Origin of the sequence: Halomonas sp. DP5N14-9, assembly GCF_019802175.1 — a bacterium.
In the GTDB taxonomy this organism is placed as follows: Bacteria; Pseudomonadota; Gammaproteobacteria; order Pseudomonadales; family Halomonadaceae; genus Halomonas; species Halomonas litopenaei.
In genome coordinates, this window is sequence record NZ_JAHVHR010000006.1 from 36,984 (window position 1) to 53,083 (window position 16,100).

A 16,100-nucleotide genomic window follows, 5' to 3' on the forward strand; every position below is an offset into this window, starting at 1 on the left:
ACGACCAGGCGGGGAGGCACGTTCCCCGCCTGGTCGGCTCAGGACACCTTCAGCCCGCCTGGTCGGCTCAGGACACCTTCAGCCCGCCTGGTCGGCTCAGCGCAAAAACCCCGCGCCGAACACCACTCAGGTCGGCAGGTACTCCTCGCTCCAACTGTCCGACACGACGCCTTCGGCGATCAACCGATCGATCTCCTCTGGGCTGTGCCCCAGCTCTTCGAGCACCTGACGGCTCGAGCTGCCGTACTTCTCCGACGGCGCCAGCGGATAGATGCGCCCCCGCTTGGGACGGATGGCATACGGATCAAGCTGCGTGATGACGTGACCACTGGGGTGCTCGTCGTAGACGGTGAAGGAGTAGCTGCCACGATCGATGCCCGGGGTGTTGTCCCAGCGCCGCGAGTTGTAGGAGCGCAGGGCCTCGATGTTCTCGCACACCGCCGCGGCGATGCCCGCCTTCTGCAGCCGTTCCACCCAGTCGGTGGCCACCGCATTGATAAAGCGAGGTGCCAGATAGGCCGCCCGCTCCTCCGGCGGAACATCGACCACCCCTTCGATCCCCGGCACCTGGGCGAACTTGTGCAGGTCTCGCTCGTAGGCGCTGATCAGCACCACCCCGTCGGCGGTAAAATAGAAGCGTGACAGATCGTCGTAGCCGTTGAGTTCACGGCCCGAGGGCTCGTCGAACAGACCGCGCCGCTCGTAGTCGTAGCAGAACGGCATCTGGGCCAGGCCGCTGAGCGCCGACAGCGAGGTCTTGACCCGGCTGACCCGGCGGGTACGCAGCTTCTGGTACAGGGCGGTGGCGACACCAAGAGAGGCACCGAAGCCGCACATCACGTCGATGGTGCCGACGTGGGCGTGCTCTTCTGGCGTGTCCATGCTGCCCCCGAAGCGCAGCATGATGCCGGTGGTGGCCTGCACCAGGTCGTCGTAGCCCAGGTAGTTGGTCCGGGGGCCCGGCTTGACCCCGCTGAAGCAGTCGAGCTGGCAAAAGATCGCCTCGGGATTGATGCGCTGCATTTCCGCCTCGGTCAGCCCCATCCGCTCCACCTGCCTGTCGGTGGCATTCCACACCACCACGTCGCTCTGGCGGATCAGCTCGTCGAGGATTTCACGCCCCCGAGGCACCTGGATATCGGTCAGCAAGGAGCGCTTGGAGCGCATATGCGACAGGCCGAAGATGACCGTGTTCCAGCAGTCGTAGAACGGCTTGGCGGGGTCCACCTTGATGATGTCGGCGCCGAAGCGTGCCAAAAAGGCCACCGAGTGGGGACCGGCGATGACGTTGCACAGATCCAGCACCTTGACGCCTTCGAGCCAACCGTCCTTGGCGTTGCGCGCACGAACCCGGGGCAGCTTGGTCTCGATGCGATGCAGCACTGCCAGCGCCTGGTCGAACGCCACCCAGCGGCGCGGCGTCGGGGTGAGCATCTCGTGGCCGCTGTCGTGCAGCCAGACCATCGGGCCGGGCTGGGTCATCAGGCCGAATTCGGGATCCTTCACTTCGATCATCAGCCCGGCGGTCTCGGCGTGGTCGTCGTGGATCCACTCCTGCAGCCAGCGCTGCGGCGCGCCGGGGAACTTGCCTCGGCCGAAGATCTTCTCCCACTCCTTGGAGGTGCGTGTCAGGAACACCTCCTTCATACGTGCGGCGATATGATCCGCCCAACGCTTGGGCAGCGGGTAGACGCCAAGCGACACGTCACTCTGCCACTGGCTGGTGGGCGCATAGGTGTCGGGCTCTTCCACCAGCCCTTCCTCCACCAGCTCGTCGTACAGACCGAGCACCTTGAGGCAACGCTTGGCGTGCTCCTTGTGACTCGGGCAGACCACGTAGAACATGCGCCCGTCCTTGCACTTGTAGCTGCGATAGAAGGGATCGAGCAGTTCCTGTAGTTCGTCGTAGTCCAGGTTCATCGGCGCGCCTTCGATGCGGCGACGCTCGATCTCCTTTTCACGCTGGGTCTTGTAGCGCTCCGGCAGGCCCTCGATCTTGATCGAGTTGTAGCAGAGGCCTTCCATCAGGGCGCAGGCGATGGGCACTTCGATCTCATCGCCGAGGCCGGTACGCTCACGCGCCTGCAGCGCCAGGGTGACGGCGGTGGCCGCCAGCATGGTGCCGTAGGCCGAGCCCAGCGGCAGCGGCGAGAAGGACGGGTTGATGCCCATCAGCACCCGGTTGAGCCCCATGTCGGTAAACACCCCCGAGTGGGCGGCGATGACGCTCTCGAAGGCCCGCCAGTCACGACGCAGCTCGTCGTTGGAGGCAAAGCCCGGCATCGACAGGGTGATCAGCTCCGGACGCTCCTCGCGCAGCGCGCTGAAGTCGATGCCCAGGCGCTGCATGACACCGGGCCGGAAGCTTTCGATCACGATATCGGCCTCCTCGATCAGCGCCAGCGCCTGTTCGAGGCCCTCTTCGGTCTTGAGGTCGATCGTCACGATCAGCTTGTTGCGCTGCAAGGTGGCGTTGGCCGGTGACTCCCACATGGGCCCCGTGGGCGGGTCCACGTGAATAACCGTGGCGCCCAGGTCGGCGAGGATCATCGCCACCGCAGGGCCGGCCATGTACTGACCGAAGTCGATGACCTTGACGTCCTTGAGCGGCAGTTGGGAATGAGGATTCGGTGACATCGGGGTCTTCCTGTAGAGCAAGGGTGGCAACGGGAGGAGGCCGAAGCCTCCTCGGTGACGTCAGTGTTTGTCGTCCTCGATGACCAGGTGGGGTTCAAGGACCTTCTTGGCGAAGTCCTGGCGCAGCCAGCGCGGCAACGTGAGGAGGCCGAAGCCGCCTCGGTGACCTCAGTGTTTGCCGTCTTCGATGACCAGGTGGGGTTCAAGGACCTTCTTGGCGAAGTCCTGGCGCAACCAGCGCACCAGTGACCATGCCAGGATCGCCAGCACAGGAATCATCGGCAGCGCCACCACGATGGTGGAGGTCTGCACCGGCTTGAGCCCGCCAAGCTGGATCAGCGCTACCCCGACGCCGGCGATCAGAAACGCCCAGATCAGGCGGATCTTGCGCTGCGGTTCCTGATAGCCAGACAACTTGCGCGAGGTCACCGACGCCAGCACGTAGGCGGAGCTGTCCAGGGTCGTCGCCAAGAAGATGAAGCACAGCAGCACGAACAGGGTGGTAATCACGCCGGACATCGGCAGGGTGCCAAGGATCGCCTCAACGGCGGCGGGGATGCCTTCGGCCGAAAGAATGGCCGCCACGTCCAGGGTGCCGGAGATCTGCAGGTCCAGCGCATAGCCGCCCCACACCGCGAAGAACACCCAGCAGCCCAGGGAACCGAACACCATTTCGGCGATGATCAGCTCACGGATGGTGCGACCACGCGAGATGCGGGCGACGAACAGACCCATCATCGGGGCGTAGGCGATCCACCAGGCCCAGTAGAACACCGTCCAGTCGCGCCAGAAGCTGGAGTCCCCCACCGGGTCGGTCCACATGCTCATGGGCACGAAGTTGGAGACCATCTTGCCGAGGCTGTTGACCCAGCCCTCCACCATGAACAGGGTGTCGCCCACCACCAGGGTGAAGACCAACAGTACCCCCGCCAGCAGCACGTTGATGTCCGACAGGATCTTGATGCCCTTGGCCAGGCCGAACCACACACTGGCGGAGAAGATGGCGGTCCAGATCAGCAGCACCGCGATATCCAGCATGAATGACGGTGACACCCCAAGCAGGCCGCTCAGCAGTTGCGATACCAGCGGCACTGCCAGCCCCAGCGAGGTACCGACGCCACCGACGATGCCGAACACCACCACCGCATCGAGAAGCGCGCCCCACCAGCCGTCGGCATGGCGCCCCAGCACCCCGCGGGCGGCCACGGACAGCCTGACGCCCGGGCGGTTGTGGACGAACATGGAGTAGGCGATCGGGATGGCCGGCAGGCAATAGAAGGCCCAGGGCGTGAAACCCCAGTGGAACTGGCCGTAGGTCAAGGCCCACTCGGCCGCTTCCTGTGAGCTTGGCTCGACGCCGAAGGGAGGGCCTGTGAAGTAGTAGATGGGTTCGACCCAGGCCCAGTTGACGATGGCGATGCCGATACCACCGGCAAAGATCATCGCCACCCAGCTGAAGTAGGAGAACTCCGGCTTGTCATCGGGGCCGCCGAGCCGCACGTTGCCGTAGCGACTGATGGCCAGGCCCACCAGAAAGACCACCACGGCGATGCCGGCGAGCAGATACAGCCAGCCGAATCGCCCGGTGGCAAAGGCAAAGGCCGCATTGACCAGTGCGGCCCCCGACTCCGGGAACACGATGATGGGCAGGATCAGGCCTGCGATGACCAGCACTGCGGGTACGAAGACCCGCAGGTCGAGCCGATCGGAATGGGACTCTGGCGCGTTCATCAGGGATACCTTTATCGTTTGTTGTTGTGACGCTTGGTGCTCAGGACGCCGGCGCTCAGCCGGCGGCCTCGAGCATCCAGCCCGCCGCTCGCTCGGCGATCATCAAGGTCGGCGAGTTGGTATTGCCGCTGGTGATGGTCGGCATGACGCCGGCGTCCGCCACCCGCAGGCCCTGGATGCCCCTCACCCGCAGGCGTGAGTCGACCACCGCCATGGGGTCATCGGCCTGGCCCATCCGGGTGGTTCCGACCGGGTGGAAGATGGTGGTGCCGATGTCACCGGCCAGCCGCCACAGCTCTTCATCGGACTGGTACTGGACGCCGGGCTTGACCTCCTCCGGTTCGTACCTGGCGAACGCCTTCTGCTCGGCGATCCTGCGGGTGACGCGTAGCGAGTCCGCCGCAACCCGCCGGTCCTCGTCGGTGCTCAGGTAGTTGGGGGCGATGGACGGCGCCTGGGCCGGATCGGCGCTCTGAATCCTGACGCTGCCGCGGCTGGTCGGATTCAGGTTGCAGACGCTGGCGGTGACCGCCGGATAGGGATGCAGCGGCTGGCCGAAGGCCTCCAGACTCAGGGGCTGGACGTGGTACTGGATGTTGGGGTGCTCGTGCTCGTCGCTGCTGCGGGTGAAGATACCGAGCTGAGACGGCGCCATGCTCATCGGGCCGGTGCGCTTGAGCAGGTACTCCATCCCGATGCCGGCCTTGCCCCACAGGGTGCTGGCCATGGTGTTGAGGGTCTTGGCGCCCTTGACCTTGTACACCGAGCGTATCTGCAGATGGTCCTGCAGGTTCTCGCCGACCCCCGGCAGTTCGTGGACGACGTCGATGCCGTGCTGCTTGAGCAGTTCACCAGGCCCGATGCCGGAGAGCTGCAGGATCTGGGGTGAGCCGATGGCGCCGGCGGACAGCACCACCTCACGGCACGCCCTGGCCAGCTGGGTGGTGCCCTCGCGCTTGACCTCGACGCCTTCACAGCGCTTCTCGCCGTCGGGCTCGCCGCCCGCGACGATCAGCCGGTTGACCTGGGTGGAGTGCCACAGCGTCAGGTTCGGCCGCTTGAGCGCCGGACGCAGGAACGCCTTGGCGGTGTTCCAGCGCCAACCGGAGCGCTGGTTGACCTCGAAGTAGTCGACGCCCTCGTTGCTGCCACGGTTGAAGTCCTTGGTCCGTGGGATACCCGCCTGGACCGCCGCCTCGGCGAAGTCGTCCAGTACCTCCCACTTGAGCCGCTGCTTCTCGATGCGCCACTCGCCGCCGTGACCGTGAAAGTCCCGGTGGGCGGCGTCGGCGTCACCGCCCTCGTCCAGACGATAGTGATCCTCGTGCTGGATGAAGGCCGGCAGGCAGTGCTCCCAGCGCCATTGGTCGTCACCGGTGACCTCGGCCCAGTGGTTGTAGTCCCGGGCCTGGCCGCGCATGTAGATCATGCCGTTGATGCTCGAGCAGCCGCCGAGGGTCTTGCCACGCGGGTAGAGCAGCGAGCGCCCGTTGAGGCCCGCGTCCGGATCGGTGCGAAAACGCCAGTCGGTACGCGGGTTGTCGATGCAGTACAGGTAGCCCACCGGCACGTGGATCCAGTGGTAGTTGTCGCGACCACCGGCTTCGATCAGCAGCACCCGGTTGTTGGGGTTGGCGCTCAAGCGATTGGCCAGCAGGCACCCGGCGGTGCCTGCTCCGACCACGATGTAGTCAAACTCGCTGTCGTATTGTTGTACGGTTGTCATCGCAGGTCCCTCGATTCAGGGCGTTATTTGGCGGTCGGCATCACGAACTCCGCGCCCGCCTCGATGGAGTCGGACCAGCGCTGCATGATCGACTTCTGCTTGGTGTAGAAGCGCACGCCCTCTTCGCCGTAGGCGTGCATGTCGCCGAACAGCGAGCGCTTCCAGCCACCGAAGCCATGCCACGCCATGGGCACCGGAATCGGCACGTTGATGCCGACCATGCCCACCTGGATGCGACGGCCGAACTCACGGGCCACCTTGCCGCTCTCGGTGAAGCAGCTGACACCGTTGCCGAACTCGTGGTCGTTGATCAGCTCGATGGCGGTGGCCACGTCCGGCACGCGCACGCAGGCCAGCACCGGGCCGAAGATCTCCTCGCGGTAAATCGTCATCTCAGGGGTGACGTGATCGAACAGGGTGCCGCCCATCCAGAAGCCCTCGCTGCAGCCTTCGCCGGTATTGCTGCTGTCGAAGCCACGGCCATCGACCACCAGCTCGGCACCCTCCTCGACGCCCTTGTCGATGTAGCCGGTAATACGCTGATGGGCCTGGGCGGTGACGATCGGCCCCATCTCGGCGTCCAGCTGCATGCCGTCCTTGACCTTGAGACCCCGGGCGCGTTCGGCCACGCGTGCAACCACGTCATCGGCCACGTCGCCGACCAGCACCGCCACACTGATGGCCATGCAGCGCTCGCCGGCGGAGCCGTAGGCGGCACCGATCAGCGCGTCCACCGCCTTGTCGAGGTCGGCGTCGGGCATCACCACCATGTGGTTCTTGGCGCCGCCGAGGGCTTGCACACGCTTGCCCAGGGCCGCACCACGCTGATAGATAAGGTTGGCGATGGGAGTGGAGCCGACGAAGGACAGCGCCTTGACGTCGGGGTGGTCAATCAGCGCGTCCACCGTTTCCTTGCCACCCTGGACCACGTTGAACACGCCGTCGGGCAGCCCGGCCTGCTTGAGCAGGTCCGCCATCATCAGCGAGGCGCTGGGATCGGTGGGGCTGGGCTTGAGGATAAAGCTGTTGCCGGCGGCGACGGCGACCGGGAACATCCACATCGGCACCATGGCCGGGAAGTTGAACGGGGTGATGCCGGCGACCACACCAAGCGGCTGGCGCAGGGTCCAGTTGTCGATGCCGGTGCTGACCTGGTCGGTGAAGTCGCCCTTGAGCAGCTGCGGGATACCGCAGGCGAACTCGACGATGTCGATACCCCGTGCCACCTCGCCCTGGGCGTCGGTGAAGACCTTGCCGTGCTCACGGGTAATCGCCTCGGCCAGGGCGTCCTTGTTGGCATTGAGCAATTCGAGAAAGCGGAACATCACCCGGGCGCGGCGGATAGGCGGGGTGTCGGCCCAGCTCGGGAAGGCCGCCTTGGCCACCTCCACCGCCTTGTCGATCTCGCTGGCGGAGGCCAGCGCCACGCGGCCGCTGACCTGGCCGGTCGCCGGGTTGTAGACGTCCTGATGACCCAGGGAGGCGCTTTCGTCGATCTGGCCGCCGATGAAGTGAGGAATCGTCGAGGTCATGGGGTGCTCCTTTATAAGCGTTGTTTAAGTCATTCGAGCGTGGCCGTATGAGGAAAGGTGCCCAGCCTGCTCGTCTTGTCGCTGTACAGCCTATCTCTGGTGGCGATCTGAGCAATTGAGTTATTTGAAACCCAGATATAAAGTTCTCAAATAACACGCTCTGTTGAAGGAAGGCGCCATGCAGGACTACCCCACGCTGCGAGCATTCGTCACGGTGGCGCACCTCGGCAGCGTCTCCCGCGCCGCCGAGGCGCTGCATCTCACCCAGCCGGCGGTTAGCCTAAAGTTGAAGCAGCTGCAGGCAACGCTAGGACTGACGCTGTTCCACCGCCGCCCCCAGGGACTGGAGCTGACGGCCCACGGTCAGGCACTGCTGCCCACCGCCGAAAAGGCCCTGGAGAGCGCCCGGGTGTTCGATCAGATGGCCCACTCGCTGCACTCGACGGTGCGTGGGCTGTTGAGAATCGGCACCATCATCGACCCCGAGTTCATCCGTCTGGGCAGCTTTCTCAAGGTGCTGGTCGAGCGCGCCCCCGAACTCGAGACCGAGCTGCACCACGGCATGAGCGGCTACGCCCTGTCGCGAGTGGAGCGCGGCGAACTGGATGCAGGTTTCTATCTGGCGCCCCCCGGAACAGGCAGCACCCATGCCGACGGCGCCGGCGAACTTGCGTTTGTCGAGCTGACCCACTTTCGCTACTACGTGGTGGCGCCCTCCGGCTGGGAATCGCGGGTCGAGGACACCCGCTGGTCGACGCTGGCCACCCTGCCCTGGATCGTCACGCCGCCCGACTCGGTCCACCATCGACTGCTCAAGCGCGCCATGCAGGACAGCGGCGAGACGCCTCGGCGGGTCGCCCAGGTCGACCAGGAAGCCTGCATGCTCGACCTGGTACGCGCCGGGGTGGGGTTGAGCCTGGCCCGGGACTCGCTGGCCTTGACCGAGCGCCAGCGCAGCGGCCTGACCATCGTCGAGGGGGTGACGCTGGACTGCGCCCTGTGCTTTGTATGGAAGAAGGAACGCACCCGCGAGCCGCCGCTGCAGGCCGCGCTTGCCACCCTGGAGAGCGTCTGGCCCAACCGCCCTGAGTGAGGCTTGTAGGAAAAGTGCCTGCGCTCGGTGGCTTTTCGTACAAGACCCAGGGCCTGAGTCAGCCCGGGGCAGACCCCGCGGGCAGGCGCCCGACCCCGCAAATGGGCGCCCGAACCCGCTGATAGGCGCCCGAACCCGCCGATAGGCGCCCGAACCCGCCGATAGGCGCCCGAACCCGCCGATAGGCGCCCGAACCCGCTTTGGCAGCAGCGCCAAATGCACCAGAGCTGCGCCTTTCTGCGCCTGGCGACGCTCGAATCCGTCGTCGGGTGCTACCCTCCAGACGTTGGCTGACGGCTTTCCCCGGTTCAGGTCAAGGGCGACGCCTGTCTCGATCGCTCCTTGCTCGCACCGTCAGTTCGTACTTCCAGCCACCAGATGTCAGCGTCACGCTCTCTTCGTTCTTCACCACAAGGAATGTCCCCATGACCGACCTTTCCCGCTTCCCCATCACTGCCAAGTGGCCGGCGACACACCCCGAGCGCCTTCAGCTCTACTCGCTGCCGACCCCCAACGGGGTCAAGGTCTCGATCATGCTGGAGGAAGTCGGGCTGGACTACGAAGCGCACCGGGTCAACTTCGATACCAGGGACCAGCACTCTCCCGAGTTTCTCTCGCTCAGCCCCAACAACAAGATTCCCGCGATCCTCGACCCCGACGGCCCTGAAGGCCAGCCGATCGGACTGTTCGAATCAGGCACGATTCTGCTGTACCTGGCCGACAAGACCGGCCAGCTGGTGCCCCAGACGCCCCAGGCCTACTACCAGGCCCTGCAATGGCTGATGTTCCAGGTCGGCGGCGTAGGCCCGATGTTTGGCCAGATCGGCTACTTCCACTTCTTCGCCGGCAAGGAACTCGAGGACAAGCGCCCTCTTCAGCGTTACGTGGACGAGGCCAAACGCCTGCTTGGGGTGCTGGACAAGCGCCTGGAACAGCGCGAGTGGATCATGGGCGAGGACTACTCGGTGGTGGATATCGCCATCCTTCCCTGGGTACGCAACCTGGTCTACCGCTACGACGCCGGGGATCTGGTCGAGTTTGCCAACTTCCCCCACGTCGACCGCACCCTCCAGGCGTTTCTCGAGCGCCCCGCCGTGCAACGAGGCCTCAAGGTCCTGGCCTGAGGCGATATAACAGGCGCTACCAGGGTGAAGGTGGCGATCGGTGAATGTGGCGATCGGTAGAGGTAGAGCGAGACGAAATGAGGTGAGAGCCGCACGATCGAACCTCATCCCACGGGTGACTCGCCGCCGGGTTCAGGCGATGATTATGCCGGCACAGCAGACTCGGCGAGCCTTCAAGGCGCGCCGTCCTGTGCCTGTCCGCCTGCCCCGTGGCCCCACAGCCTCGGGCAACACCCCCACACGACGGAATCACCGCTCATGCCCGTTCGCCCCGTTCATCTTCTGCCCCTCGTCTTCGCCGTGGGGACCACCTCCGCCCAGGCGGCCTCCGCGCCAAAAGACGCCGACCGGAGTACCGTCGAGCAGCAGAGTAGCCGATCCTGCGAAAACCCGACCATGGACCAGCAGATCGAGGCACTGATGGATCACCACGGCATCCCGGGCGTGTCGGTGGCACTGGTCGACCACGGCAACATCTGCCTGAGCCACTACGGCGTCGCCAGCCGGGAGTCCTCGACCGGCGCCGCAGTGAACGACGACACCCTGTTCGAGATCGGCTCGGTCAGCAAGACATTCACCGCGGCGCTGGGCGCCTGGGTGCAACAAGGCGGAGCCTTCTCCCTGAGCAACAGCGCGGCCAGCATCGAGCCCGACTTCGAGGGTCGTCCGGTAGGCGAGGTCAGCATGGTAGAGCTTGCCACCTACACCGCCGGCGGCTTCCCGCTGCAGTTTCCCGCGGGCGTCGACGACGCCACCCTCCACGACTACTTCGTGAACTGGCAGCCGGACTTTGCCGCCGGCACCAAGCGCCTGTACTCGAACCCCAGCATCGGCCTGTTCGGCCTGCTCGCGGCCCAGAGCGAAGGCTCAAGCTTCGCTGAGCTGATGCAGGACAGCGTGCTGCCCACACTTGGCCTCGATGCCACCTGGATTACGGTGCCCGACGACCAGGCCAGCCGCTACGCCCAGGGGTACAACGGCGATGACCAACCGGTACGAGTCAACCCGGGCCCGCTGGACACCCAGGCCTACGGCATCAAGACCACGGCACGGGACCTGGCACGCTTCGTTCAGGCCAATATCGACGCCTATCAAGGCGCCCAGAACGACCAGCGCATGGCACAAGCCCTGCTGGCCACCCACCAGGGCTACGCCGCCGTCGGCGAGATGCAGCAGGGACTCGCCTGGGAAAGCTACGCCCTGCCGACGACCCTCGATACGCTGCAAAACGGCACCACCGCAGAGATGGCACTGGAGCCCCAGCCCGTCACCATGTTCGAGCCGTCAGGCGAGCCACAGCCCCAGCGCTGGTACCACAAGACCGGCTCCACCGGCGGCTTCGGCGCCTACGCCGCCTTTATGCCGGCGCATGAACTGGGCATCGTCATCCTCGCCAACAAGCGCTACCCCAACGGCGAGCGCGTCGAAGCCGCCTGGCGGATACTGGAGGCGCTGGAGCAGTAAGAAAGAAAAAGGGTTTGAACCAGTTGCCGCCCGAAGGAATAAAACAAAGGTCGAAGCACGGGGCTGTGCAAAGGCAATACATGGGGCAGAGAAGCGACTACGCCCGGTGGTAGGCACGAATCGAGCCAACCAATGAAACCAGACGGCCTGGGCGCTGGATTAGCCAGCCCTCAGGCCCTGAAAGCCGCAGCACAAGCACCGGGGGGAAGCGCTTGGAAAAGACGATAGCTTGTCTGAATCGCAGAAAGCGTCAGGGAGCGTCGGCTCGCAGCGTGAAGCCAAGGGCATTCATGACCTTCATGACTGTCGCAAAACTTGGGTTCCCATCGGCCGAAAGCGCCTTGTAAAGCCCTTCGCGGGTCAGGCCGGTATCGCGCGCCAGTTGCGTCATGCCTCGCGCTCGAGCGATATCGCCAAGCGCCGCCACGACGAGAGCGGGATCACCTTCTTCAAGGCAGGCCTCAAGATACAAGGCCATGTCTTCTTCCGTCTGCAGATGGTCAACGACATCCCATTTCTGAAGTGTGCTCATGGTGCCTCCGTCAACTCCCTCGCCAATCGCTTGGCGAGTTCAATATCTCTGGCCTGGCTGGACTTGTCGCCGCCTGCCAGCAAAATGATCAGTTCGTGCCCCTTCTGGACGAAAGACACTCGGTAACCAGGCCCGTAATGGATCCTCAGTTCCGAGCCCCCCTCACCGACAGCCTCACAGTCACCGACGTTACCCAGTTCAACGCGCCGTAGCCGAGCCAGTACTTTCGGGCCTGTAGTCTTCCGGCCTACCGTATACCACAGCTGCGTCGTCTACAGGTCTAGCCCCTGGAACACCTCGCGCATTTTGGATACGTCGTTGACGCTGATGACGACCTGCCCTTTCGCTGTCCAAGCTAGCTCGGCCATGCGGTCGCATTGCTCCATCCGAAGAAGCAAGCCGGCCTCAAGTGAGGCCGGACACACCGGCTCACCACAGGAGACACGACATGCACTATCCCGTTGCCATCGAGGTAGGTGACGACCAGCATGCCTATGGTGTGGCAGTGCCTGACCTACCGGGCTGCTTCTCGGCCGGTGACACCTTTGATGAGGCGATCGCCAATGCCCGCGAAGCCATTGAAGGACATCTCGAGAGCCTGGTCGACGATGGCGATCCCATCCCTTCAGCCAGCGCTATCGAGCAGCACCTGGCGGATCCCGACTATGCCGGCTGGGTGTGGGCCGCAGTCGAGATCGACATGACTCCCTATCTGGGCACATGAACTCGAGCGCTGCGTGGGGTGATTCACGGCCTCAAAGCACTGCGCCCCAGATCGAGGCTCACCCACTCGCCGTGGGCCTCGTTGATCACTTCAAGGGCTCTGCTCCTTCATGAAGACAATGGCCAACTTGCTATAAGAAGGGCATGACGGAGGCCCTGCCTGGCTCTACGGAGCCAGGCAGGACCGCTCGTAAAGGCTCGCTTCCAATGTCTCAGCACCAACGATGAAAACGCCCCCTTGGGGCTGGTACACTACGCGCCCTCTCCTGCCCGACCTCTTGATGCCGATGACTGACCGAGATCCCCTGGCCCAGGCCCGCCGCTTTTCCGTGGCACCGATGATGGATCGGGGATAAAGCCCACAACCACGGGCTTTCCTGGCCTCGTGTACCAAAAATGTACCAGCAAGAAAAAGTGGCACGGATCCTGCCCGTGGAGTTGCGCTTGTCGGTGAGACAGGCGCGAGCATGGATGTGACGAGCGCGTGCGTACGCGTTAGAGACGGGCCCGGCTCAGAATCCGTGGGGGTCTCGGAAAAAGGTAACAAAGGTAACGTCTTGCGAAAAACACACCTATCCTAATGATTTAAAAAGGATTAAAACGACTGTCCAAAAGGTAACAAAAAGGTGATGAAAAGGTGATGCGTTACCTTTTGGAAAGGTATTTTTCTTGTTTTCAAGAGTCTAAGAAAATCAGATGGTTAGTCAGGCGTTACCTTTTGCGTTACCTTTTGCGACCTTTTTACGGTTACAGGATTTTTTAATAAAAACAGATGCATAGGGTCTGATTTATGACCCTGTTACCGATGTTACCTTTTTCCGAGCACCCCCCACATTCTCAGGAGCCACCACGGGCAACGCCCTCCACCACCACACTCTCCTGGCGCTCGTTGAGTTCGCATGATTCCGCATGAAAGACAGCCCCTTCCCCAGCGCCATGGAGCCCAGAGCGCAGGCGCCCTCGGCAGCAGTGCAAGGGTGCCCAAAAATCGACGGGGTTAGCGCGCAGGCGGGGCGGGGTGTCGACGGCGCGCCAGGGACTAAAGGTAGGTAGGCACAGAAAAGCCGCCTCGGCAGGCGGCTTTTTGCTGGTATCAGTCTGTCTAGGAGGTAGGCAGCACCTTTCTGCTCCACCGAAGCGTCTCGACTGAGTCCTCATGACGCTTCCTTTGCAGTTGACGTCGTCGACTCACACTCAACGCTGGCCGCTTGAGGTCTTCGACCCTAACGACCTTCAGTTCACCGCTTGCTGTCGCTTGACCACGCACGGGGCGTGGGTCCAGCATCACCTTATCTGGCATGTCAGTCCTCCTTAGAAGGCCCACTTCCAGACTCAGTATACAACCTAAGCTCTCTCCCGTCACTCGCATCAATTTCTAACCGAATCATCAGCAATCTAAACAACATATTTAAAAAGGGAATTATCTGTCGATAAAACATTCTTGCTCGATCATCATTCTCCAAAACTCCCGGTGAGTCACGATAGATACTCAATGTGGCAATGCAAAGTTTTTCTTCCGACGAACGGATATTTCCTTCGATCCTAAACGAAATAAAGCTTGAGCGAATCGGGTCGCCAGCAAAAAAAACCTCCAAACTTTCCACGGCACCTTCACCAAACTCAACCAAGTTTTCAGCGCACTTTGAAGAACACTGTACTCGTGAAAAGTCATCAGCAACCAATGCCTGAAGAGGCCCCGGAACTATTATCCCCTGGCGAAAATTGTAATCTGCCTCCCAACCCCAAATAATAGGAGAAAATACTTCACCAATTGGAGCTGCGTCATTATTAGATTCCGTGGTTAGATGAACATCATCAACTAAAAAAAGGTCAGTACTGGATATGAACCCTTCTATATTTTCGTGTCGAGAAACTCTTTTCGCATACTCCCAAATTTCAGAAACATCACTCACATCCAACTCTTCTTTTTGGACCAGCCAGGATATTCCTGCAAAATACTTAGACTTAAACTCATTATTTGGCGAATCAAAAACTATTGATAATTGCAAAATGGCGTCTAACACGACTCTAATTACAGCATTGGTTTGCTCACGCCAGTCCGAAGTGCTTTCGGCACCATCTTCTAGTGACTTTTCTATACCAAAATTCAGATTATCGAACTCGTCAACAGAGGCTGTATACAGCTCGCCATAAACTCTCATATAGTCTTTCGGTGGCATTGTTAGTGACAACATTCTAACTTCTGATATCTTTCCGCTTAGCTCATTGTTTACTTCCTCAGACGATTGCTTCCTTGCCTTTTCTTTCAACCAAGCTAGCGAAACAGTTACAATAAAAAAAAGCCAAAAAAAACAGGCTTGGAAAGATAATTCATTAGAGAAAGAGAAATCTCCTTCCAACATTGGAAAAGGGAACGCATTACTTATCTTGTCCTGATAAAAAGCTATCATCAGACCAATTAGCGCACTTCCCCCGACAACCACGCTGCCTATCCACGAGCTCTCGCCAGCCTGTCTCCATACAGGTTTTCTTTTACATGCGGCACTCTGACCTGAGTTTTTACTTGACTCCCCAGACATTTCAACCTCGAAGGAAAAGGCATACATTCGCTCAATATACATATTCAGAGGAGAGAAAGCACTTGGAGAAGCCGCCTCATCGGGCGGCTTCCGCAACTGCTGGGCACAGGTGTCAGCGATTGGTGATGACCAGCTCCCCTTTGGGCCTTGTCGCCTCTCTCCCCACCGTGTACCGCAGCTGCGTCGTCTTCATGTCGAGCCCCTGGAACACCTCGCGCATCTTGGGCACGTCGTTGACGCTGATGACGACCTGCCCTTTTGCGGTCCGGGCCAGCTCGGCCATGCGCTCATACTGCTCGATGCCGAAGTCGGTGCCGTAACCCGCTGTCTCCCAGTACGGGGGGTCGAGGTAGAACAGCGTCTCGGGACGGTCGTAGCGGGTCAGGCACTGGGCCCAGTCCAGGTGCTCAATCACGGTACGCGATAGCCGAAGATGTGCCTGGCTCAGGTCTTCCTCGATACGCATCAGGTTGAGCCGGGGTGGGCATGTCGCCGAGGTGCCAAAGGTCTGACCGTGGACCTTGGCGCCAAAGGCAAGCTTCTGCAGGTAGAAGAACCGCGCGGCACGCTGGACGTCGGTCAGGTGGCGAGGATCCACCTCACGCTGGGTCAGGTACTCCTCGCGGCTCACCAGGCTCCAGCGGAACTGGCGCACCAGCTCGTCGGGGTGATGCTTGACGATACGATAGAGGTTCACTAACTCGCCGTGGGCGTCGTTGATCACCTCCACAGGGCTCGGCTCCTTCATGAAGAAGATGGCCGCCCCTCCGCAGAAGGGTTCGACGTAGGTCCGGTGTGGCCGGAACAGCGGCAGAATGGTCTTGGCGAGTCGGCGTTTGCCTCCCATCCATGGGAGGATCGGTTTCATGGTCATCCAGACACCTGTTTATTTATCCAGTTTTTGCTATGCTGTCGGTGTCGCTGGATGCGCCAGGAAGGCGTTGATGATCAGGGACGATCACGGCGATTCGCGCCCGCAGCCTCATCGGCTCGGGCGC

12 protein-coding genes are annotated in these 16,100 nt (G+C 62.0%); 4 read left to right on the plus strand and 8 right to left on the minus strand.

Annotated elements, in window-relative coordinates; genetic code table 11:
• Positions 1 to 126: 126 nt before the first annotated feature.
• The 4 genes from KUW00_RS05605 to KUW00_RS05620 form a co-directional block, all read right to left on the minus strand.
• Positions 127 to 2,637 carry a CoA transferase gene (locus KUW00_RS05605; protein ID WP_222568492.1) on the minus strand — a complete coding sequence of 837 codons (2,511 nt, stop codon included), beginning with the start codon at positions 2,635 to 2,637 and terminating at the stop codon, positions 127 to 129.
• A 168-nt stretch (positions 2,638 to 2,805) separates the two neighbouring features.
• Positions 2,806 to 4,368, minus strand: a complete 1,563-nt coding sequence (locus KUW00_RS05610) for a BCCT family transporter (protein ID WP_108133289.1) — start codon at positions 4,366 to 4,368, stop codon at positions 2,806 to 2,808.
• Positions 4,369 to 4,423: 55 nt separating this feature from the next.
• Positions 4,424 to 6,094 carry a GMC family oxidoreductase gene (locus KUW00_RS05615; protein WP_222568493.1) on the minus strand — a complete coding sequence of 557 codons (1,671 nt, stop codon included), beginning with the start codon at positions 6,092 to 6,094 and terminating at the stop codon, positions 4,424 to 4,426.
• A gap of 23 nt (positions 6,095 to 6,117) precedes the next feature.
• Positions 6,118 to 7,626 carry a CoA-acylating methylmalonate-semialdehyde dehydrogenase gene (locus tag KUW00_RS05620; RefSeq protein WP_222568494.1) on the minus strand — a complete coding sequence of 503 codons (1,509 nt, stop codon included), beginning with the start codon at positions 7,624 to 7,626 and terminating at the stop codon, positions 6,118 to 6,120.
• 178 nt (positions 7,627 to 7,804) lie between these two features.
• Between KUW00_RS05620 and KUW00_RS05625 the strand changes: the two genes are divergently transcribed.
• The 3 genes from KUW00_RS05625 (at position 7,805) to ampC (ending at position 11,307) form a co-directional block, all read left to right on the plus strand.
• A complete protein-coding gene (locus tag KUW00_RS05625) occupies positions 7,805 to 8,719 on the plus strand; it encodes a LysR family transcriptional regulator (protein ID WP_222568495.1) in 915 nt (304 codons plus the stop codon).
• Between the two features lie 425 nt (positions 8,720 to 9,144).
• On the plus strand, positions 9,145 to 9,843 hold the full coding sequence (locus tag KUW00_RS05630; RefSeq protein WP_108449125.1) for a glutathione S-transferase N-terminal domain-containing protein: 699 nt from the start codon (positions 9,145 to 9,147) through the stop codon (positions 9,841 to 9,843).
• Positions 9,844 to 10,239: 396 nt separating this feature from the next.
• Positions 10,240 to 11,307: a class C beta-lactamase gene (gene ampC / locus KUW00_RS05635; protein WP_222568496.1), complete on the plus strand. Its 1,068-nt coding sequence runs from the start codon at positions 10,240 to 10,242 to the stop codon at positions 11,305 to 11,307.
• 250 nt (positions 11,308 to 11,557) lie between these two features.
• Here the strand turns inward: ampC and KUW00_RS05640 are convergent, their stop codons facing one another.
• Complete coding sequence (locus KUW00_RS05640) at positions 11,558 to 11,839, minus strand: addiction module antidote protein (protein ID WP_045991840.1); 282 nt, start codon at positions 11,837 to 11,839, stop codon at positions 11,558 to 11,560.
• The gene (locus KUW00_RS05645) at positions 11,836 to 12,102 is read right to left on the minus strand and encodes a type II toxin-antitoxin system RelE/ParE family toxin (protein WP_222568574.1); all 267 of its coding nucleotides are present in this window, start codon (positions 12,100 to 12,102) and stop codon (positions 11,836 to 11,838) included. The genes KUW00_RS05640 and KUW00_RS05645 overlap by 4 nt, the downstream gene beginning before the upstream one ends.
• A gap of 185 nt (positions 12,103 to 12,287) precedes the next feature.
• Here KUW00_RS05645 and KUW00_RS05650 point away from each other — a divergent pair, with 185 nt between their 5' ends.
• Positions 12,288 to 12,563, plus strand: a complete 276-nt coding sequence (locus KUW00_RS05650; RefSeq protein ID WP_222568497.1) for a type II toxin-antitoxin system HicB family antitoxin — start codon at positions 12,288 to 12,290, stop codon at positions 12,561 to 12,563.
• Between the two features lie 1,300 nt (positions 12,564 to 13,863).
• Here KUW00_RS05650 and KUW00_RS05655 read toward each other — a convergent pair.
• Both KUW00_RS05655 and KUW00_RS05660 read right to left on the minus strand, forming a co-directional pair.
• Positions 13,864 to 15,129, minus strand: coding sequence for a hypothetical protein (locus KUW00_RS05655; protein WP_222568498.1), 1,266 nt, complete (start codon positions 15,127 to 15,129; stop codon positions 13,864 to 13,866).
• Between the two features lie 85 nt (positions 15,130 to 15,214).
• Positions 15,215 to 15,970 (minus strand): DNA adenine methylase, encoded by a 756-nt coding sequence (locus KUW00_RS05660; protein WP_261392000.1) that lies wholly within the window; start codon positions 15,968 to 15,970, stop codon positions 15,215 to 15,217.
• Between the last annotated feature and the right edge of the window lie 130 nt (positions 15,971 to 16,100).

Bases quoted from the DNA above. Each gene is read 5' to 3' on its own strand.
- KUW00_RS05630 (WP_108449125.1), top strand. From the start codon at position 9,145: ATGACCGACCTTTCCCGCTTCCCCATCACTGCCAAGTGGCCGGCGACA.
- KUW00_RS05620 (WP_222568494.1), bottom strand. From the start codon at position 7,626: ATGACCTCGACGATTCCTCACTTCATCGGCGGCCAGATCGACGAAAGC.
- KUW00_RS05650 (WP_222568497.1), top strand. From the start codon at position 12,288: ATGCACTATCCCGTTGCCATCGAGGTAGGTGACGACCAGCATGCCTAT.
- KUW00_RS05625 (WP_222568495.1), top strand. From the start codon at position 7,805: ATGCAGGACTACCCCACGCTGCGAGCATTCGTCACGGTGGCGCACCTC.
- ampC (WP_222568496.1), top strand. From the start codon at position 10,240: ATGGACCAGCAGATCGAGGCACTGATGGATCACCACGGCATCCCGGGC.
- KUW00_RS05615 (WP_222568493.1), bottom strand. From the start codon at position 6,094: ATGACAACCGTACAACAATACGACAGCGAGTTTGACTACATCGTGGTC.
- KUW00_RS05640 (WP_045991840.1), bottom strand. From the start codon at position 11,839: ATGAGCACACTTCAGAAATGGGATGTCGTTGACCATCTGCAGACGGAA.
- KUW00_RS05655 (WP_222568498.1), bottom strand. From the start codon at position 15,129: ATGTATGCCTTTTCCTTCGAGGTTGAAATGTCTGGGGAGTCAAGTAAA.
- KUW00_RS05660 (WP_261392000.1), bottom strand. From the start codon at position 15,970: ATGAAACCGATCCTCCCATGGATGGGAGGCAAACGCCGACTCGCCAAG.
- KUW00_RS05610 (WP_108133289.1), bottom strand. From the start codon at position 4,368: ATGAACGCGCCAGAGTCCCATTCCGATCGGCTCGACCTGCGGGTCTTC.
- KUW00_RS05605 (WP_222568492.1), bottom strand. From the start codon at position 2,637: ATGTCACCGAATCCTCATTCCCAACTGCCGCTCAAGGACGTCAAGGTC.